Source organism: Bradyrhizobium sp. YR681 (assembly GCF_000282615.1).
Taxonomy (GTDB): Bacteria; Pseudomonadota; Alphaproteobacteria; order Rhizobiales; family Xanthobacteraceae; genus Bradyrhizobium.
The window spans coordinates 1-20,125 of sequence record NZ_AKIY01000038.1 but is presented as its reverse complement, the minus strand read 5'-3'; the positions used below and the strand labels follow the sequence as shown (position 1 = coordinate 20,125).

At 65.4% G+C, this 20,125-nt stretch carries 17 protein-coding genes; 12 read left to right on the top strand and 5 right to left on the bottom strand.

Annotated features, from left to right (window positions below):
• Positions 1-288: 288 nt before the first annotated feature.
• Positions 289-1,296 (bottom strand): polyprenyl synthetase family protein, encoded by a 1,008-nt coding sequence (locus tag PMI42_RS05825; protein ID WP_008131473.1) that lies wholly within the window; start codon positions 1,294-1,296, stop codon positions 289-291.
• Positions 1,297-1,428: 132 nt separating this feature from the next.
• On the opposite strand from PMI42_RS05825, the gene PMI42_RS05820 reads away from it, so the two are divergent.
• The 6 genes from PMI42_RS05820 (at position 1,429) to glyS (ending at position 7,100) form a co-directional block, all read left to right on the top strand.
• Positions 1,429-1,656: a putative signal transducing protein gene (locus tag PMI42_RS05820; RefSeq protein WP_008131471.1), complete on the top strand. Its 228-nt coding sequence runs from the start codon at positions 1,429-1,431 to the stop codon at positions 1,654-1,656.
• Positions 1,649-2,410: a tRNA1(Val) (adenine(37)-N6)-methyltransferase gene (locus PMI42_RS05815; protein WP_008131469.1), complete on the top strand. Its 762-nt coding sequence runs from the start codon at positions 1,649-1,651 to the stop codon at positions 2,408-2,410. The genes PMI42_RS05820 and PMI42_RS05815 overlap by 8 nt, the downstream gene beginning before the upstream one ends.
• A 216-nt stretch (positions 2,411-2,626) precedes the next feature.
• Positions 2,627-3,535 carry a S49 family peptidase gene (locus tag PMI42_RS05810; protein ID WP_008131465.1) on the top strand — a complete coding sequence of 303 codons (909 nt, stop codon included), beginning with the start codon at positions 2,627-2,629 and terminating at the stop codon, positions 3,533-3,535.
• A 107-nt stretch (positions 3,536-3,642) separates the two neighbouring features.
• Positions 3,643-3,834 carry a hypothetical protein gene (locus PMI42_RS05805; RefSeq protein ID WP_008131462.1) on the top strand — a complete coding sequence of 64 codons (192 nt, stop codon included), beginning with the start codon at positions 3,643-3,645 and terminating at the stop codon, positions 3,832-3,834.
• A gap of 231 nt (positions 3,835-4,065) precedes the next feature.
• Complete coding sequence (locus tag PMI42_RS05800; protein ID WP_008131461.1) at positions 4,066-5,001, top strand: glycine--tRNA ligase subunit alpha; 936 nt, start codon at positions 4,066-4,068, stop codon at positions 4,999-5,001.
• Entirely contained in the window at positions 5,001-7,100 is a 2,100-nt protein-coding gene (gene glyS / locus PMI42_RS05795; RefSeq protein WP_008131460.1) for a glycine--tRNA ligase subunit beta, read from the top strand. The genes PMI42_RS05800 and glyS overlap by 1 nt, the downstream gene beginning before the upstream one ends.
• 271 nt (positions 7,101-7,371) lie before the next feature.
• Here glyS and PMI42_RS05790 read toward each other — a convergent pair whose 3' ends face one another.
• Positions 7,372-7,725, bottom strand: coding sequence for a DUF1236 domain-containing protein (locus PMI42_RS05790; protein ID WP_008131459.1), 354 nt, complete (start codon positions 7,723-7,725; stop codon positions 7,372-7,374).
• Between the two features lie 223 nt (positions 7,726-7,948).
• Between PMI42_RS05790 and PMI42_RS37815 the strand changes: the two genes are divergently transcribed.
• The 3 genes from PMI42_RS37815 to PMI42_RS05775 all read left to right on the top strand — a co-directional run bounded on the left by PMI42_RS37815 (position 7,949) and on the right by PMI42_RS05775 (position 13,037).
• Positions 7,949-8,104, top strand: a complete 156-nt coding sequence (locus tag PMI42_RS37815) for a DUF3096 domain-containing protein (protein ID WP_007594951.1) — start codon at positions 7,949-7,951, stop codon at positions 8,102-8,104.
• Between the two features lie 96 nt (positions 8,105-8,200).
• Entirely contained in the window at positions 8,201-11,149 is a 2,949-nt protein-coding gene (gene ppdK, locus PMI42_RS05780; protein ID WP_008131455.1) for a pyruvate, phosphate dikinase, read from the top strand.
• A 430-nt stretch (positions 11,150-11,579) separates the two neighbouring features.
• The gene (locus PMI42_RS05775) at positions 11,580-13,037 is read left to right on the top strand and encodes a cell wall hydrolase (protein WP_008131453.1); all 1,458 of its coding nucleotides are present in this window, start codon (positions 11,580-11,582) and stop codon (positions 13,035-13,037) included.
• Positions 13,038-13,217: 180 nt separating this feature from the next.
• Here the strand turns inward: PMI42_RS05775 and nadC are convergent, their stop codons facing one another.
• From nadC to nadA, 3 genes are read right to left on the bottom strand one after another with little or no spacing between them, the layout of a single operon-like run.
• Positions 13,218-14,096, bottom strand: a complete 879-nt coding sequence (gene nadC / locus PMI42_RS05770; protein ID WP_008131452.1) for a carboxylating nicotinate-nucleotide diphosphorylase — start codon at positions 14,094-14,096, stop codon at positions 13,218-13,220.
• An 11-nt stretch (positions 14,097-14,107) separates the two neighbouring features.
• Positions 14,108-15,715 (bottom strand): L-aspartate oxidase, encoded by a 1,608-nt coding sequence (locus tag PMI42_RS05765; protein WP_008131451.1) that lies wholly within the window; start codon positions 15,713-15,715, stop codon positions 14,108-14,110.
• A gap of 9 nt (positions 15,716-15,724) precedes the next feature.
• Positions 15,725-16,831 (bottom strand): quinolinate synthase NadA, encoded by a 1,107-nt coding sequence (nadA, locus tag PMI42_RS05760; RefSeq protein ID WP_008131450.1) that lies wholly within the window; start codon positions 16,829-16,831, stop codon positions 15,725-15,727.
• A 338-nt stretch (positions 16,832-17,169) separates the two neighbouring features.
• On the opposite strand from nadA, the gene PMI42_RS05755 reads away from it, so the two are divergent.
• From PMI42_RS05755 to PMI42_RS05745, 3 genes are all read left to right on the top strand, one after another.
• Positions 17,170-18,423: an MFS transporter gene (locus tag PMI42_RS05755; protein WP_008131448.1), complete on the top strand. Its 1,254-nt coding sequence runs from the start codon at positions 17,170-17,172 to the stop codon at positions 18,421-18,423.
• Between the two features lie 42 nt (positions 18,424-18,465).
• The gene (gene acuI / locus PMI42_RS05750) at positions 18,466-19,452 is read left to right on the top strand and encodes an acrylyl-CoA reductase (NADPH) (protein ID WP_008131446.1); all 987 of its coding nucleotides are present in this window, start codon (positions 18,466-18,468) and stop codon (positions 19,450-19,452) included.
• A 112-nt stretch (positions 19,453-19,564) separates the two neighbouring features.
• The coding region (locus tag PMI42_RS05745) for a hypothetical protein (RefSeq protein WP_008131445.1) at positions 19,565-20,125 on the top strand (561 nt) is incomplete at its 3' end.

The following is a 20,125-nucleotide window of genomic DNA, read 5'->3' as shown; positions in this document are numbered from 1 at the left end:
AGCGAAGCAATCCAGAGTCTCGCCGCGGTGGCAGACTGGATTGCTTCGCTGCGCTCGCAATGACGGTGTGGGAGCAATGCGCACGGATCCAACACCGTCACCCTGAGGTGCGCGCTCTGCTGCGCAAAGCGCAGCAGAGCAAGCCTCGAAGGGCGACGGCCCGGATGCATCTCGGCCGTGCATCCTTCGAGGCTCCCGGCGCAATGCTTTGCATTGCGCCACTCGTGCCTCAGGATGACGGGGCTATTGGCAGCGCGGAAGCGATAGGAGTGCCGGGAGGCGATCGCCCTAATGCGACCGCGCCAGACAAAACGCCACCACCTGCTCCAGCGCACTCTTCATCGGCGAGGACGGGAACAGCGCCAGCGCGTCCACGGCCATGGCGCCGTAGTGGTGGGCGCGGCTGATCGTGTCTTCCAGCGCGCGGTGCTTGTTCATCAATCCGATGGCGTGATCGAGGTCGCTGTCGCCGATCTCGCCGCGCTCGAGCGCCCGGATCCAGAAGGCGCGCTCGGTGTCGTTGCCACGGCGGAAGGCGAGCACGACCGGCAGCGTGATCTTGCCCTCGCGAAAATCGTCGCCGGTGTTCTTGCCGAGCTTTGCGCTCTTGCCGCCATAGTCGAGCACGTCGTCGACGAGCTGGAAGGCGATGCCGAGATTCATGCCGACCGAACGGCAGGCGGTCTGCTCCGCCTTCGGGCGGTTGGCGATCACGGGCCCGACCTCGCAGGCGGCCGCAAACAGCTCGGCGGTCTTGCCGCGGATCACGGCGAGATATTCGTCCTCGGTGGTGGCGGTGTTCTTGGCCGCAGCGAGCTGCATCACCTCGCCCTCGGCAATGGTGGCGGCGGCGGCGGAGAGGATGTCGAGCGCGCGCAGCGAGCCGACCTCGACCATCATGCGGAACGCTTGGCCCAGCAGGAAGTCGCCGACCAGCACGCTCGCCTCGTTGCCCCACAGCATCCGCGCCGACAGCTTGCCACGCCGCATCTCGCTCTCGTCCACGACGTCGTCGTGGAGCAAGGTGGCGGTGTGCATGAACTCGACGGAGGCGGCGAGCTTGATGTGGCCGTCGCCGGTGTAGCCGGCGAGGTTGGCCATGGCGAGCGTCAGCATCGGGCGCAGGCGCTTGCCGCCGGAGGAGATCAGATGGTTGGCGACCTCGGGGATCATGGTCACATCAGACCCGGTCCGCGACAGGATCGTGGCGTTGACGCGCTCCATATCAGGGGCGACAAGGGCAACCAGCTCTTCGATCGACGCGCCGGGAGTTTCGAAAGGTACGATGACGGCCACGCCGGTCTCCAATATTTGCCCCGGAAGGGCTATTCTGATGGAAATACAATAGAAACTGGCGGCGGATGCGGCAAGGGCCGTGGAACCATTGACATTTGCCGCTTTAGCCCCTTTGGGCAGGAGACCCGTGTTTTGCGTGAACTGGTTCGGACCAACGATATGGTGCTGGTGTCGGCGATCGGCGCGCTGCTCGACGGAGCCAACATCCATCATCTGGTGCTGGACCAGAACATGAGCATCATCGAGGGCTCGCTCGGCATTCTGCCCCGGCGGATATTGGTTCATGAGGACGACGCCCAGGAGGCGCGGGCGCTCCTGACCGAGGCGGGCCTCAGCCACGAACTGCGCGGCGATGATTGAGGCCGACCTCACCGAGGACGCCTTTCTCGGCGGCCAGTTGCTGCTGAAGCAGAAGCGGTCCGGCCATCGCGCCGGGCACGATGCCATTTTGCTCGCGGCGGCCACGGAGGCGAAGGGAGGCGATCGCGTGGTCGATCTCGGCGCCGGCATCGGCACGGCCGGGCTGGCGCTCGCCCGCCGCGTGGCCGGAATCCGTCTCGGCCTGGTCGAGATCGATCCGGAACTGGCGGCGCTGGCGCGCGCCAATGCGGCGGCAAATGCGATTCCAGCCGAGACGATCGTGCTCGACGTCACGGCGGATGCGCAGGCGTTTGCGGCACATGGGCTCTTGCCTGACAGCGTCGACGTGGTGCTGACGAATCCGCCCTTCAACGATCCCGCGCGGCATCGCGGCTCGCCGGATCAGGCGCGCCACAGCGCGCATGTGGCGACAGAGGAGACGCTGCATGCGTGGGTGCATGCAGCGCGGCGTATCCTCCGATCGAATGGCGTGCTGACCTTGATCTGGCGGGCAGACGGGATCAGTGAGGTTTTGGCCGCGCTGTCACGCGGCTTCGGCAGCCTCGTGGTGCTGCCGGTTCACGGTGAAGCGGGACGGCCCGCGATCCGCGTGCTGGTGCGCGCGATCAAAGGCGGCAGAGCGCCGACGCGATTGCTGCCGGGCCTGATGCTTAACGAAGAGTCAATCGTGCCTAAAAAAGAGGTGAAGGATATTCTGGAGGGGAGGGCGGTTTTGCCGCTGGCAGAGCCGTGACGGCTTACTGCGGAAGCGATTCCGTGTGCTGCGTCTCGGCCGAGGTAAAGCGAATCGCGGTGAAAAGCGCGCACATCAGCAGTATCAGCAGATAGATCTTCATGGCGTTTCCTCCGCTGCTTCATTGCAGCTTCCCAACGGGAAATCTGCAAAACACGTTCCAGGCACTTTCAATGACAGTCGCGTGATAAGAAATGGTTAATCAGAGGTAACGGCATGGCCGAACAATTGAACGATCGCACGAGTTCCGGCCTGGCCGACAAGCTCATGCAATATCTGCCGGCGCGCTTCCGTCCCGGCACGGCCGTTGTGCCCGTGGTGCGGCTGTCAGGTGTGATCGGCGCGGTGACGCCGCTGCGTCCGGGCATGTCGCTGGCGGGCGTCGCGCGCGTGCTGGAGCGGGCCTTCTCGATGCGCAACGCCAAGGCGGTGGCGCTGGTGATCAACTCGCCCGGCGGCTCGCCGGTGCAGTCGCGCCAGATCTATCTGCGCATCAAGCAGCTCGCAGCGGAGAAGAAGCTGCCGGTGCTTGTCTTCGTCGAGGACGTCGCGGCCTCCGGCGGCTACATGATCGCCTGCGCCGGCGACGAGATCATCTGCGATCCGTCCTCGATCCTCGGCTCGATCGGCGTGGTCGGCGGCAGCTTCGGTTTCCAGGAGGCGATCAAGCGGCTCGGCATCGAGCGGCGTCTCTACACGGCCGGCTCGCACAAGGCGATGCTCGATCCGTTCCTGCCCGAGAATCCCGACGACGTCGCCAAGCTCAAGGCGATCCAGCGCGAGATCCACCAGATCTTCATTTCGCTGGTCAAGGAGAGCCGCGGCACGCGGCTGAAGGGCGCCGACGACACGCTGTTCACGGGGGAATACTGGGCCGGCGAGAGCGCGGTCGCGCTGGGGCTCGCCGACAGCATCGGCGATCTCCGCTCAACTCTTCGTGCCCGCTATGGCGAGAAGGTTCTCACCCCCGTGATTGCCCAGCCGACCGGTCTGCTGTCCGGCCTTCTGGGGCGGAAATCGCCCGGCGCGGGGCAGCTTTCGGCCATGGAATCAATGGCCGGCTTGCCGGACGATCTGATCTCGGCGGTCGAGACGCGGGCGATCTGGGCAAAATTCGGGTTCTAGGCGACGCCCCTGCCGCGCCATTTGGTCCGGCCCGAGCCAATTGCGGCGCGGCCCGGTCTGCGCAAGAATGCGCGCGGGGGCTGAGCACTGTGAACAAGGAACGACCGATGCCGCCGTTCGTCGCTTTCGCGGGCGTCCTGGGCGGGCTTGCCGTGGTCCGCTGGGCCTACAAGACCGCCGTCCGGATCAACCAGGAGCTGGAGGAGATGCGCCTCTCGCGCGTCGCCGAGGCCGCCCATATGGGGAATATCCAGACGCTGAAGCGTGATCCCGTGACCGGGGCTTACCGGCCGGGTTAGCCGGTGCCACCGCACGCGCGGTGCACTCCCTCTCCCGCTTGCGGGGGAGGGTTGGGGAGGGGGTCCCTCCACTGGCGAGAACCCCCAAGAGGACAGAGCCCTCACCCGCGCCTTCGGCGCGACCTCTCCCGCAAGCGGAAGAGGTAAGAAGCCCCCTTTGCCTTGATTCCCACCCCCACCGTCGATACGGTCCCGCGCGATCCAAAACCCCCGCGAGAGCCTGATCTGACGATGGACGCCTCATTGCCCGCCCATATGCGCCCGGAACGTTCGTTCCAGGGCTTCATCCTCGCGCTCCAGCGGTTCTGGGCCGAGCAGGGCTGCGTGATCCTGCAGCCCTACGACATGGAGATGGGTGCGGGCACCTTCCATCCGGCGACCACGCTGCGCGCGCTCGGACCAAAACCCTGGAACGCCGCCTATGTGCAGCCCTCGCGCCGGCCCAAGGACGGCCGCTACGGCGAGAATCCGAACCGGATGCAGCACTACTACCAGTTCCAGGTCATCATGAAGCCGTCGCCGCCGAACCTTCAGGAGCTGTACCTGAAGTCGCTCGCCGCGATCGGCATCGATTCCGCCGTGCACGACATCCGCTTCGTCGAGGACGATTGGGAGAGCCCGACGCTGGGCGCCTGGGGCCTCGGCTGGGAATGCTGGTGCGACGGCATGGAAGTCTCCCAGTTCACTTATTTCCAGCAGGTCGCGGGCTTTGAATGCGCGCCGGTCGCGGGCGAGCTCACCTACGGGCTCGAGCGCCTCGCGATGTATGTGCAGGGCGTCGACCGCGTCTACGATCTCAACTTCAACGGCCGCGACGGTGACGCCAAGGTCACCTATGGCGACGTCTTCCTCCAGGCCGAGCGCGAATATTCGAAGCACAATTTTGAAGTTGCCGACACCGCCATGCTGTTCGAGCAGTTCAAGATGGCCGAAGGCGCGTGCAGAAAGTACCTGGAAGCAGGCTGGAAGGACGGCAAGCGCGAGGCGCATCTGATGGCGCTGCCCGCCTACGACCAGTGCATCAAGGCAAGCCACGTCTTCAACCTGCTCGATGCCCGCGGCGTGATCTCCGTGACCGAGCGGCAGAGCTACATTCTTCGCGTGCGTGAATTGGCAAAAGCCTGCGGCGAGGCCTGGATTCATACTGAAGCGGGCGGAGCGGCCTGATGCCCGATCTTTTGCTTGAACTGTTCTCGGAAGAAATCCCCGCGCGCATGCAGGCCAAGGCGGCCGACGATCTGCGCCGCATGGTCACCGACAAGCTCGTCGCCGAAGGCCTCGTCTATGAGGGCGCGAAGGCGTTCTCGACCCCGCGCCGCCTCGCGCTCACCGTGCACGGCATCCCCGCGCGCCAGCCTGATCTGAAGACTGAACGCCGCGGACCGAAAGTCGGCGCGCCCGATGCGGCCGTGCAGGGCTTTCTGAAAGCGACAGGCCTGAAATCGCTGGACGAAGCCAAGATCCAGCGCGACCCCAAGGGTGATTTCTACATCGGCCTGATCGAGAAGCCCGGCCGCGACGCGATCGACGTGCTCGCGGAAATCCTGCCCGTCATCATCCGCACCTTCCCGTGGCCGAAATCGATGCGCTGGGGCGCGCGCTCGGGCAAGCCCGGCTCGCTGAGCTGGGTGCGCCCGCTGCACGCGATCGTCGCGACCTTCGGGCCCGAGACGGAAGAGCCCGATGTCGTGAAGTTCGAGATCGATGGCATCGAGACCGGCCAGACGACCTATGGTCATCGCTTCATGGCGCCGGCTGCGATCAACGTGCGCCGTTTCGAGGACTACGAAGCCAAGTTGAAGGCCGCAAAAGTCATCCTCGATCCGCAGGCGCGCAAGGACATCATCTTCGCCGACGCCAAGGAATTGACGTTTGCGCAAGGCTTTGAGCTGGTCGAGGACCAGGTGCTGCTCGACGAAGTCTCGGGTCTCGTCGAATGGCCTGTCGTCATGATGGGATCGTTCGAGGCGGAATATCTCGCGATCCCCGAAGAGGTGATCCGCGCCACCATCCGCAACAACCAGAAGTGTTTTGTGGTCAGGGATGCCAAGACCGGCAAGCTGACCAACAAGTTCGTGCTGACAGCCAATATCGAGGCGGCCGACGGCGGCAAGACCATCGTCTCAGGCAACGAGCGCGTCATCCGTCCGCGGCTGTCGGATGCGAAGTTCTTCTACGAGACGGACCTCAAGACGAAGCTGGAAGACCGCCTGCCGAAGTTCGAGCAGATCGTGTTCCACGAGAAGCTCGGGACGCAGGCAGCGCGCATCAAGCGTATTGAACGCCTTGCCGCCGAGATCGCGCCGCTGGTCGGCGCCGATGTCGCCAAGGCAACGCGCGCCGCGCATCTGGCCAAGGCGGATTTGCTGACCGAAGTCGTCGGCGAATTCCCTGAGGTTCAGGGCCTGATGGGCAAGTATTACGCGCTGGCGCAGGGCGAGGATGCCTCGGTCGCGGCTGCGTGCGAAGAGCACTACAAGCCGCAAGGCCCCGCGGATCGCGTGCCGACCGATCCTGTCAGCGTTGCGGTCGCACTTGCAGATAAGCTCGACACGCTCGTCGGCTTCTGGGCCATCGACGAAAAGCCGACGGGCAGCAAGGACCCTTACGCGCTGCGACGTGCGGCGTTGGGCGTGATCAGGCTGATTGCCGAGAACGCGCTGCGGCTGTCGCTCATGAAGGTGGCGGCGTCCGCCCTCGCCGGCCTGTCCGTGAAGCCGGCCGATGCGTCGAAGCTTCCGAGTGATCTGCTCGCCTTCTTCGCCGACCGCCTGAAAGTCCAGCTTCGGGAGCAGGGCGCGCGGCACGATCTCGTCGACGCCGTGTTCGCGCTCGGTGGCCAGGACGATCTCTTGATGATCGTTCGCCGCGTCGAGGCGCTCGGAAAATTCCTCGAGACCGACGATGGCAAGAACCTGCTGGCCGGCATCAAGCGCGCCAGCAATATCCTCGGCATCGAGGAGAAGAAGGACAAGCGCAGCTTCGATGGCGCGCCGGATGCTGCGCTGTATGGCCTCGGCGAGGAGAAGGCGCTGGCGAAGGCGATCGGTGAAGTGCAGGCGGAGGCAAGCGCCGCCGTCGCCAAGGAAGACTTCGCCGCTGCGATGAGCGCGATGGCGAAGCTCCGTTCGCCGGTCGATGCGTTCTTCGACAAGGTGCGGGTCAACGACGACGATCCGAAGGTGCGTGAGAACCGTCTGAAGCTGCTGAACGAGATCCGCAGCGCCACGCGTGCGGTGGCGGATTTCTCGAAGATCCAGGATTGAGGCGCGGGTATCGCAACTCTCGTGCCCCGAACGCAGCGCAGCGCCACTTGGCGGTGCGCTGCAGAGCCGGGGCCCATGCCGCCGCGTGCTCAGAGTTTCTGGGTCCCGGGTCGCGCTTCGCTTGCCCGGGACACGAGAGCTCGCATACTCGAAGCACAAAAAAGCCCCACCCGGCGGGGGGAGAACCGGGCGGGGCCTGATGTCCGTGACAAGCTTCACGCGTCAGCCTGATTTTGACGCGCCGGACATCGAGTTCAACTCGTGTCGAGTGCTAGTCCAGCACCTCGACGATGCGGCGCGAGCGCGGCTCGACCAGCACGGTTTCGCCGTTCACGACGGTGTAGCGATATGTGGTGGCGCCGAAACGTTGCGGCACGTCATAATAGGTGACGCCGCTATCTGGTAAGGTGGCACCGACCACCACGCGGTCCGGAATCCGGAACGCGGGCACACGCTGTTCGACGACATAGTCGCGGAAGGCCGGCCGCTGTTCGACCGCAATGGTCGGGCCGCTGTCGACCACGACGGGCGCGCGTCCCACCGTAATGCCGCTTTGCGCCTGTGCCGCCACCGGCGCACCAAGCGCGACGCCAAGCGCTGCGAGAGCGAGAATCCTGTTCCGCATGGGCAACTCCTTCGACATGATTTCAGCCGGCGCCAATGGCGCGACCGGTTGCCAATGCTGCGACGCGCGTGATGTTCCGGAAAATGGCTTGCCGCATTCGCGGCATTTTCGGGCAGTTTTCGCGAAGCCGGGAACTCGCTCGCGTCTTACGCGTCTCTACCCGCGGAACCCGGTCCGCTATGATCCGGCCGCGATTCGCCTCGACCTCACGGAAAGACAATTCATGCACATCACTGTCGCCCACATTTCGCCGATCCTGTCGCTGCTTGCGGGCGTGCTGATCCTGATCATGCCGCGCCTTCTCAACCTGATCGTCGCGATCTTTCTCATCATAAATGGTGCGATCGGGCTCGGATTGTTGAAGTGGCTCCATCTCTAGGCCTTCATTTTCCGGAACTCTTCGACTTGCGCGACCCTGCCCAAAGTGGTGTAAGGCGCGCGATTTCCCTTTCCTCTCGCAGGTTGTGTGCAAGCTATGGCCAAAGCCGCCTCGAAGCCTTCTAAAACTGCAGCGAAATCAAAGCCCTCCGCCAAGGCGAAGGCCGCGCCGGCGGCCCGCAAGGCGCTCGCCAAGAGCGCTCCCAAGCCGGTCGCCAAGGCCCCGGCGAAGGCCGCCGCCAGGCCGGTCTCGAAGCCGGCTGCCAAGCCCGCCGCGAAGGCTGCGACCAAGCCGGCTGCGCCGAAGGTTGCCGCCAAGGTCGCTGTGAAGGCCGCACCGGCCAAAGCGGCGCCCGCCGCGGCCAAGGCCGGCAAATGGGTGTTCACATTCGGCGACGGCAAGGCCGAGGGCCGGACCGAGATGCGCGACCTGCTCGGCGGCAAGGGCGCCAACCTCGCCGAGATGGCCAATCTCGGCCTTCCCGTGCCTCCCGGCTTCACCATCCCAACCTCGGTCTGCACTTACTTCTATGCACACGACAAGTCCTACCCGAAGGAATTGCAGTCTCAGGTTGAGAAAGCGCTCGACCATGTCGGCAAGTTGACCGGCAAGATCTTCGGCGACACCAAGAACCCGCTGCTCGTCTCCGTGCGCTCCGGCGCGCGCGCCTCGATGCCGGGCATGATGGACACCGTGCTCAATCTCGGCCTCAACGACGAGACCGTCGAAGCGCTGTCGGAACTGTCGGGCGACCGCCGCTTCGCCTATGACAGCTATCGCCGCTTCATCACCATGTATTCGGACGTGGTGCTCGGCTTCGAGCATCATCACTTCGAGGAAATCCTCGACACCTTCAAGGACAGCCAGGGCTACACGCTCGACACCGACCTCTCCGCCGAGGACTGGGTCGATTTGGTCGGCAAGTACAAGGACGCGGTCGCCCGTGAGACCGGCAAGGATTTCCCGCAGGATCCGCATGACCAACTCTGGGGCGCGATCGGTGCCGTGTTTTCATCCTGGATGAACGCGCGCGCGGTGACCTACCGCAAGCTGCACGACATTCCGGAATCCTGGGGCACCGCGGTCAACGTGCAGGCCATGGTGTTCGGCAACATGGGCGAGACCTCGGCGACCGGCGTTGCCTTCACCCGCAATCCCTCGACCGGCGAGAGCAAGCTCTACGGCGAGTTCCTGATCAACGCGCAAGGCGAGGACGTGGTGGCGGGTATCCGCACGCCGCAGGACATCACCGAGGAGGCGCGCAAGGAGTCGGGCTCGGACAAGGCATCGATGGAAGCGGCGATGCCGGAGGCCTTCAAGGAGCTGACGCGGATCTACACGCTGCTCGAGAAGCACTACCGCGACATGCAGGACATGGAGTTCACGGTCGAGCAGGGCAAGCTGTGGATGCTCCAGACCCGCGGCGGCAAGCGCACCGCCAAGGCGGCGCTGCGTATCGCGGTCGAGCTCGCCAATGAAGGCCTGATCACCAAGAAGGAAGCGGTGATGCGGATCGATCCCGCCTCGCTCGACCAGCTGCTGCATCCGGCCATCGATCCCGGCGCCAAGCGCGACGTGATCGCGACCGGCCTGCCGGCATCCCCGGGTGCGGCCTCCGGCGAGATCGTGTTCTCCTCGGATGAAGCCGCCAAGCTTCAGGGCGACGGCCGCAAGGTCATCCTGGTCCGCATCGAAACCAGCCCCGAGGACATCCACGGCATGCACGCCGCCGAAGGCATCCTGACCACCCGCGGCGGCATGACCTCGCATGCCGCGGTGGTCGCGCGCGGCATGGGCAAGCCCTGCGTCTCCGGTTGCGGCACCATCCGCGTCGACTACGGCCGCGGCACGATGAGCATCGGCTCGCGCACCTTCAAGACCGGCGACGTCATCACCATCGACGGTTCGCTCGGCCAGGTGCTCGCCGGCCGCATGCCGATGATCGAGCCGGAGCTGTCCGGCGAGTTCGGCACGCTGATGAAGTGGGCCGACCAGGTCCGCAAGATCGGCGTTCGCGTCAATGGCGATACGCCGGAAGACGCGCGCACCGCGATCAAGTTCGGCGCGGAAGGCATCGGCCTGTGCCGCACCGAGCACATGTTCTTCGAGGAGACGCGCATTCGCACGGTGCGCGAGATGATCCTCTCCGAGGACGAGCAATCGCGCCGCGCCGCGCTGGCAAAACTGCTGCCGATGCAGCGCGCCGACTTCGTCGAGCTGTTCGAGATCATGAAGGGTCTGCCCGTCACGATCCGCTTGCTCGATCCGCCGCTGCACGAGTTCCTGCCGCACACCCACGCCGAGGTCGAGGAAGTGGCGCGCGCCATGAACACCGACCCGCGGCGCCTGGCTGATCGCGCGCGTGAGTTGTCGGAGTTCAATCCGATGCTCGGCTTCCGCGGCTGCCGCATCGCGATCGCCTATCCTGAAATCGCCGAGATGCAGGCGCGTGCGATCTTCGAGGCGGCGGTCGAGGCCGAGAAGCGCACCGGCAAGGCCGTCGGTCTCGAGGTGATGGTGCCGCTGATCGCGACCAAGATGGAGCTCGACCTCGTCAAGGCGCGCATCGACTCCACCGCGAAGGCGGTGATGCGCGACAGCAACACCAAGATCGCCTACCAGGTCGGCACCATGATCGAGCTGCCGCGTGCCTGCCTGCTCGCGGCCGAGATCGCGGAGAGCGCCGAGTTCTTCTCCTTCGGCACCAACGATCTGACGCAAACCACCTACGGCATCAGCCGCGACGACGCGGCGAGCTTCCTCGGCACCTACGTGTCCAAGGGCATCCTGCCGATCGATCCGTTCGTCGCGCTCGACCAGGAAGGCGTCGGCGAGCTGGTCAAGATCGGCGTCGCGCGCGGCCGCAAGACGCGCCCGAAGCTCAAGGTCGGCATCTGCGGCGAGCACGGCGGCGATCCCGCCTCCGTTGCCTTCTGCCACAACATCGGCCTCGACTACGTGTCGTGCTCGCCCTACCGCGTGCCGATCGCGCGTCTGGCAGCAGCGCAAGCCGCGCTCGGCAAGGCGGTCGCGAGCCAGGCGTAAGGCGAAGCGCATGATTGAGTTGAGAGAGGCGGGGCTTTGGCCCCGCCTCATTCATTTCAGGCAACGCTCTATCCACACGTCATTGCGAGCGCAGCGAAGCAATCCGGAATCCCTCCGCGGAAAGACTCTGGATTGCTTCGCTGCGCTCGCACTGACGGCGGAGGGAACTCATTTCGCGTCCCGTAATGATACGTGCGCGCAAGAGTTCCTTCACCATTCCCGTTGACCAGATGTTTACCGCTTCTCGTCAGCGGATATTCACCACACACGCAATTGCCCCGTGAAAACACCTGCAATCGCTTGAGTGTGCCGCGCGCGCAACGCCGATTAACGCCCCGGCAACCTAAATTGGATACTTACGATAAAGATCGAATTGCACGGATGCACTGCGGTTCGATTTTTCTGGCGTAAGCGTAGCGTGAGCGTATCGATGTCTGTGTTGCGTAACCATCCGAAGGGCGCGCGGTTCGCGTCCTTCGGCATCGGTCTCTGCATCTTCGCATTGATGCCGAGAGAGACCGGCTATCAGGACATTTCGTCGTTGCTGGCACGTCAGCCCGGCGTCGCCGAGCGTTGGCAGAAGCAGGTGTTCTCCGCGGCGTCCTCGATCCAGCTCGCCACCTATAGCTTCTCCCGTCCCATCGGCACGTCGATTCCGCAGAGTGCGATGGTTCGCCTCGCAAGCCTCGATGGTCGCGACGTCACCGGCGCGATTGCCCGCAATCCGGCGCTCCAGGCGCCGCCCCGCTACCAGGCCGCCGATTTTCCCAAGGTCGATCGCTCCATGAAAGGTGATCGCCTCGCCATCGCACCTCCTGCGGCATCTCCAGACGCAGCCGCCCCGGCTGCGGCACCCACGCGAGACGATCCCGCGACGTCCAACGGCTCGGTGTTCGGCGCCAAGACTGCCGCCGTATTGCCGCAAGCGATGTCGCCGGAGTCCGCGGCCGCACTCGATCCCGAGCTGGCCGAAGCGCTGCGCGCGCCGCCGCTGCCGCAATATGCCAATCCGCCGCAAGCCAGTGACGCCGCGCGCGCGTTCGCGGTTCAGCCGCTCGAAGCGCTGAAGCAGGCGACTCTGCCGGCGGCGCCGCCGCGCGATCCGTTCCGCGTCAAGACCTCGAACCTGTTCTTCGGCAGTTCCTCGCTCGGAGGCAATCTCGAAAGCATCGAGAGCTGGCAGCCCGGCGCCGAGCCGCTGATCGTCACGCCCGATCCCGATATGAAGGTGACGGCGTCATTGTCGCCGCCGACCGAAGCGATTGCCAAGGACATCGAGAGCGGCGAGAGCGTCGCGCCGAAGGGCGAGGTCAACGCCGACAACCAACGCGCCAAATCGCCGGCCGAGCGGCTTGCGCTCGACGACAAGTCGCGTGCGAAGTCGGAAAAGTGCCTCGCCGAAGCCGTCTACTTCGAATCCCGCGGCGAGGCCGTGCGCGGCCAGATCGCGGTGGCGCAGGTGGTGCTGAATCGCGTGTTCTCCGGAAAATATCCCGACACCGTGTGCGGCGCGGTCTACCAGAACAAGCACCGTCATCTCGCCTGTCAGTTCACCTTCGCCTGCGACAACAATGCCGACGTGATCCGCGAGCCCGAGATGTGGGAGCGCGCCAAGAAGATCTCGAAGGCGATGCTCGATGGCCAGATCTGGCTGCCCGAAGTGGGCAAGTCCACCCACTACCACGCCTATTGGGTCCGCCCGTCCTGGGTCGCCGAGATGAAGAAGATGTACAAGACCGGCGTCCACACCTTCTACCGCCCGCGCAATTGGGGCGACGGCAGCGAGGAACCGAGCTGGGGCACCCCGGCCCAGACCGCCGCGCTTTCGGCCGAGCTCGCGCAGGAAGCCAAGAGTTCCGCCGAGATGGGTGTGAGCGAGCGAAGGTAGTCAAATTAAATCGCAGCCGCGGCGAAAGTGCGCTCCCTCTCCCGCTTGCGGGGGAGGGTGGGGGAGGGGGTGCTTCCTCAAGCGAGGACCCCCGTGTGGAGAAAGCCCCCATCCGTCGCTTCGCGCCGACCTCCCCCGCAAGCGGGAAAGGTGCAACCCGCCCCCGGGCCTAGAGCATTCTCACGCCTCGATATCCAGCGCACAGTCGAAGTTCGGCGCCGAATGCGTCAGTGCGCCTGCCGACGCATAGTCGACGCCGGTCGCTGCGATCGCGGCGATCGAGTCCAGCGTGACGCCACCGGACGCCTCGAGCTTGAGGCGGCCCTCGTTGAGCCTGACAGCCTCGCGCAGCGTCGCAAAATCCATGTTGTCGAGCAGCACGGCGTCAGCCATCCCCGTGCCCAACACCTCGCGCAGCTGCGACAGCGTATCCACCTCGATCTCGATCTTGACGAGATGCCCGGCACGGCCGCGGGCGCGCTCCAGCACGGGACGGATGCCGCCAGCAACCGCGATGTGGTTGTCCTTGATCAGGATGGCATCGTCGAGCCCGAAGCGGTGGTTGAAGCCGCCGCCGCAGCGCACGGCGTATTTCTCCAGCGCACGCAAGCCCGGCGTCGTCTTTCGCGTGCAGCAGATGCGCATTTTCGTGCCTTCGGTGCGGGCGACGTAGTCGGCCGTCAGCGTCGCAACGCCCGACAGCCGGCCGACGAAATTCAGCGCTGTTCGTTCCGCGGTAAGAATGGCGCGCGCGGGGCCGGAGATCGTCAGCACCTGCTGGCCGCGGGCAACGCGCGCGGCGTCGCGGACGTGCGCGCGCACCTCGATATCCGGCGAGAGCTTTTGCAGTGTCGCGAGCGCCAGCGGCAAGCCGGCGATCACGCCGGACTGGCGTGCGACCAGGATGGCTTGCGCCTTGGTGGCCTCCGGGATCGTCGCAAGCGAGGTGATGTCGCCGGCGCGGCCGAGATCCTCGTCGAGCGCGCGATGCACGGCCTCGTCGATCGCGAGCGGTGAGAGGAAGGCGTCGGGATAGAGCAGGGAGGTTGGGGTGATCATGGGGGCTTCCTTCAGGCGATCATGGGTTGCGCGATGTGGGGCAGCGGGCGGTCGGTGAGGCTTTCTGCAACGTCGCGCGCTGCGGCGAGCGTGGTCATGGTTCGTTGCGCGAGCGCGCGGATTTCCGCCGGATGGTCGGAGCGGAAATGCGCGCCGCGGCTCTCGCGCCGCGTCCAGGCCGAAGCCGCGACGAGCAGGGCCGTCGTTGCCATATTGCGAACGGCGATGCTGGTTGCCTCGCGTTCGAGCGCGGCGAAGCCGCGCACGGCGTCCGCAAGCCTGTCACAATCGCGGATCACGCCGACATGCGCGCTCATCATGGTCCGCAGGCGCTTCACGGCCGCAGCATCCGGCTCGCCGCTACGTGGCGTCGCCAGCGGATCGGGAAGACGCGCAGGCGAGGGGATGGCGCAGCCGGCGATGTCGTCGGCGATGCGCGCGGCATAGACCACGGCCTCGAGCAGGGAATTGGAGGCGAGGCGATTGGCGCCATGCGCGCCGGTGCTCGACACTTCGCCGCCGGCCCAGAGCCCGTCGATCGAGCTGCGACCGCGTTCGTCCACCGCGATGCCACCCATATGATAGTGCGCGGCGGGCGCAATCGGGATCGCTTGCGTCGCAGGATCAATGCCGGCGGCGATGCAGCTGGCATGCACTGCCGGGAACCTGTCGGCAAAACGCGCCCCCAACGCCTGCCGCGCATCGAGGAAGGCGCCGCGTCCGGCCGCGATCTCGGCGAACACACCGCGGGCCACGATATCGCGTGGCGCAAGCTCGGCCAGCGGATGAAGCGCGGTCATGAAACGCTCGCCATTGCCATTGATCAGTGTTGCGCCTTCGCCGCGCAGCGCTTCGGTCGCGAGCGGTGCGGGATCGCGCCCGGCCATGATGGCGGTCGGGTGGAACTGCACGAATTCAGGATCGGCGATCACTGCGCCGGCGCGGGCCGCGATCGCAAGGCCGGAGCCGCCGGCCTCGATCGGGTTGGTGGTGACCGCGTAGAGATGGCCGAGGCCGCCGGTGGCGAGCACCACCGCGCGTGCAGCGAGCCGGACGGGCCGTGCAGCCGCGTTGCCGGCTTCACGCAATTGAAGGCCGGCGACGGCGCCGTCCTCTGTCAACAGCGTTTCGGCAACAAAGCCTTCGATCAGGCGGATCGAGGGCGTCCGCCGGACGGCTTCGCTCAGCGCCGCGATGATGGCCGCGCCTGCGCCATCGCCGCGCACATGCACGATGCGCCGCGCCGAGTGGGCAGCTTCGCGCCCTACGGCGAGCCTGCCTTCGAGATCGCGATCGAACGGTACGCCATAGCCGAGAAGGTCATGGATGCGAGGCGCAGCCTCGCGCGCGATGCCGAGTGCGATCGCTTCGTCGACGATGCCGCCGCCCACCGCGATGGTGTCGGCAGCGTGTGCTTCCGGCGTATCGCCTTCAGCCACCGCCGCCGCGATGCCGCCTTGCGCCCATGCGGACGATGCGCCCTGGCCGAGCGGCGCGGCCGAGACCAGCGTCACCGGCCGCGGCGCGAGCTTGAGCGCACAAAAGAGTCCGGCCAGGCCGCCGCCGACGATGACGACATCGTCCGCGCTGCGGGTGAGATTGTGGATGGTGTCTTGCATGTTCTGCTCTCAGTTCTTCAGATTGATCATCCGCTCGACCGAGCGCCGCGCACGTTCCGCAAGCGCCGGATCGATCGTCACCTCTTCGCCAAGCGTCAGCAGGCTTTCCAGAATGTTGGCGAGCGTGATGCGCTTCATGTGCGGACAGAGATTGCAGGGGCGCAGCATCTCGACGTCGGGCAGCTCGGCGCGGACATTGTCGGCCATCGAGCATTCCGTGATCATCACCAGCCGCCGCGGACGCTTCTCGCGCACCCAGTTGATCATGTGCGCGGTCGAGCCCGTGAAGTCGGCTTCCGCCAGCACATCGGGCGGGCATTCCGGATGGGCGATGATCTGCACGGTCGGATCGGCCTCGCGAAAGGCACGCAGCTCCTCGCCCTTGAAGCGCTCGTGCACCTCGCAGGCGCCCTTCCAGGCGATGATCTTCACGTCGGTCTTCGAGGCCACGTAGGTCGCGAGGTAGCGGTCGGGCAGGAAGATCACGGTCGGCGCGTTCAGGCTCTCGACCACCTGCACCGCGTTCGACGAGGTGCAGCAGATGTCGACCTCGGCCTTCACTTCCGCGGAAGTGTTGACATAGGCAACCACGGGCACGCCGGGAAATTTTTCACGGAGCAGGCGGACGTCGGCACCGGTGATGCTGGCGGCGAGCGAGCAGCCGGCACGCGAATCCGGGATCAGCACCGTCTTGTCCGGGTTGAGCAGCTTTGACGTCTCCGCCATGAAGTGCACGCCGCATTGGACGATGATGTTCGCCTTCACTTTGGTCGCCTCGACAGCGAGCTGAAGCGAGTCGCCGCCGATATCGGCCACGCAGTGAAAGATCTCGGGCGCCTGGTAATTGTGCGCGAGGATGACCGCGCCGCGCGCCTGCTTCAGTTCGTTGATCGCCTTGATGGTCGGCGCCAGCAGCGGCCACTCGATCGACGGGATCACGTGCTTGACGCGCTCGTAGAGCGGCGCGGTGGCACGCTCGACTTCGGGTGTCCATTCCAGCGAGGGCATCGGCAGCGCGGCGCCTGGTCGTGCCGGCGCGGCGCGATGAGAGGCCGGGGTTTGGCCCTGCGGCCGGTCTGCAAAGTCGTCGGGGCCGTAAATTCCAGTGATCGGCATCCATGCCTCCCGTGTTCACTAATTATACTCAATATGAGTATATGCGGAGCCTGAGAAAGCCGGCCGAGAGGGCCGGTGCGGTTCGTCAGCTCTGACATATACTCAATCTGAGTAAATCGAAGATATCACGCGGTTCGGCAGGACGCTAGGTCCGGCCGCACACATTCCCGTTAAGTCGTCTCCAGCGTGTCAGGCGAGGCCGCAAGGAAACGCAATGCTCCCGCGGCAGCCCTTCGTGGAACGCAATCATTTTTGACTTGGGATTTTCATGCACCTGCATTAAACGCCTGACTCGCGGCTGCCTGTTTCGCACCCGCCAGCGACAGATGAGGAAGCGCATGTCGACACAAGTGGGCGAGCTCGGTCCGGCTTCACGTTCCTCCTCCTGGCGCACGCCGGCGATCATCATTCTCTCCGGTTGCGCGATCGGCATGCTCGGCTTCGGCCCGCGCTCGGCGCTGGGCTTCTTCGTGCAGCCGATGAGCCATGAATACGCCTGGGGCCGCGACGTGTTCGGCCTTGCGATCGCCTTCCAGAACTTGCTGTGGGGATTGGGCCAGCCCATCGCGGGCGCAGTCGCCGATCGCTTCGGCCTGTTCCGCGTGATGTTTGTCGGCGCGCTGCTCTATGCCGGCGGCCTTTTGCTGATGCGCTATTCCTCGACGCCGCTGTCGCTCAACATCGGCGCCGGCGTCATGGTCGGCTTTGGCCTCGCCGGCTGCTCGTTCAATCTGGTGCTGTCGGCGTTCAGCAAGCTCTTGCCGGCCGAGAAGCGCGGCCTCGCGCTCGGTGCCGGCACGGCGGCGGGCTCGTTCGGGCAATTCCTGTTCGCGCCGATCGGCGTGGCGCTGATCGACAATTTCGGCTGGCAGCAGGCGCTCACCGTGTTCGGCTTCCTGATGCTGCTGATCATCCCGCTGGCACTGGCGCTCGCCACGCCGCCGGTTGACAGCTCCGCGAGCAAGGTGCCTGCGGACGACCAGACCTTCACCAGGGCGCTCGCGGAAGCCTTCGGCCATCGTTCCTATGTGCTGCTGGTGCTCGGCTTCTTCACCTGCGGTTTCCAGCTCGCCTTCATCACCGTGCATCTGCCGGCCTTCCTGGTCGATCGCGGCATCTCGACGCAAACCGGCGGCTGGGTGATCGCGGCGATCGGCCTGTTCAACATCATCGGCTCGCTCAGCGTCGGCTATCTCCAGAACTCGCTGCCCAAGCGCTACATCCTCTCCGTCATCTACTTCACCCGCGCGCTTGCGACGCTGGCCTTCATCTCGTTCCCGATCACGCCGTTCTCGGCGATCGCGTTCGGCGCGGTCTCGGGCCTGACCTGGCTGTCGACGGTGCCGCCGACCTCGGCTCTGGTGGCGCTGATGTTCGGTACGCGCTGGCTCGCCACGCTCTATGGCTTCGCCTTCGTCAGCCATCAGGTCGGCGGCTTCCTCGGCGTCTGGTTAGGGGGCATCGTGTTCGAAAAATTCGGGTCCTATACGCCGATCTGGTGGCTCTCGATCCTGTTCGGCGTGCTCTCGGCGCTGATCAACCTTCCGATCGTGGAGAAACCGGTCCAGAGGGCGGTTGCGCAGCCGGCCTGATCGGTTAAACACTCCCTGAAACAAGTCTCAGGGAGTGCAGTCGTGGCCACATTCAAGGCTGTCAGGATCGACAAGGCGGACAAGGGCACCACCGCCACGCTCGCGCAGTTCGACGACGCCGAACTGATGGAGGGCGATGTCACCGTCCGTGTCGAATGGTCGACGCTGAACTACAAGGACGGCCTCGCACTGACCGGCAAGGCGCCGGTGGTCCGCCGCTTCCCGATGATCGCCGGCATCGATTTCGCCGGTACCGTCGAAGCCTCCTCGCATCCTGCATGGAAGGCGGGCGACAAGGTCGTCTGCACCGGCTGGGGCATGGGCGAGACCCATTTCGGCGCCTATGCCGAGAAGGCGCGGGTGAAGGGCGACTGGCTGGTCGCGCTTCCGCAGGGACTGTCGGCGCGTGACGCCATGGCGATCGGCACCGCCGGCTTCACTGCGATGCTCTCCGTGCTGGCGCTGGAAAAGCACGGCCTGTCGCCGAAGAGCGGCCCGGTGGTGGTGACCGGCGCGGCCGGCGGCGTCGGATCGGTTGCAACCGCCGTGCTGTCCAAGCTCGGCTACCACGTCATCGCCTCGACCGGCCGGACCTCCGAGGCGGACTATCTGAAAGAGATCGGCGCAGCCGAAATCATCGACCGCAACGAATTGTCGGCGCCGGCAAAGCCCCTCGCCAAGGAGCGCTGGGCCGGCGGCGTCGACAGCGTCGGTTCGACCACGCTGGCGAATCTCCTGTCGATGACGAAGTACGGCGGTGCGATCGCGGCCTGTGGCCTGGCGGCCGGCATGGACCTGCCGTCCTCTGTCGCACCTTTCATTTTGCGCGGGGTGTGCCTTCTCGGCATCGATTCCGTGATGTGCCCGATCGAGCCGCGAAAAGCCGCCTGGCAGCGTCTGGCCTCCGACCTGGATCGGAGCAAACTATCTGAAATTACTCACGAAATTCCGCTTGACGAAGTTCCGGAATGGGGCGCGAAAATCCTGGCCGGCCAGGTCCGCGGTCGCATCGTGGTAAAAATTGTCTAACGGCGTTCAGACTTTACCAACCAAGCTGCTTCAATGTTGCCTTGGTTAGTATGGTAAGCAGCGGGTAAAGAGATAAGGCATCGCCCGCGCTGGGGTTGGTTCGGAGTTGAGCATGCTTGCGCGTATTGTGTTGGGGGCTGTCACGGCGGCAGCGACGTTGGCGCCGGCCATTGCTGGAAGCATGAATGCCGACGAGGCCCGCCGCTTCGTCGCCGGCAAGGTGTTCGCCTTCACCTGTTTCGACGGCACCCGCGGCGCAGGTCGCATTCTGGATGATCTCGGCGCCGCCGGCGCGGTGCAGTTCTCGGGAGCTGGTCCGGTCAAACATCTCCGCCTGCCCGGCAACACGCTCCAGATCCGCGGCCAGAACGTCTGCGCCTCGATCAAGGGCATTCCGTTCGAGCCCTGTTTCAACCTTGAAAAGACCGACGATCGCAGCTTCCGCGGCTCGGTGTCGGGCATGGGCTTTGCCTATTGCGACTTCCACCACCAGGGCGGCAACCAGATGCTGATGGCGCGTGCCGTCGCGCGTCCGCGCTCGCTGCGCTCCTCGGAGCACACCGGTTCGGTCGGCACGCCGAACACCGAAGTCGCCGCGCGCGTCGAGACGCCGCGTGTCGAGAGCGGCCGGCTCGAGCCGGTGAAGGCGGAAGCCAAATCGGAACCTGCCAGG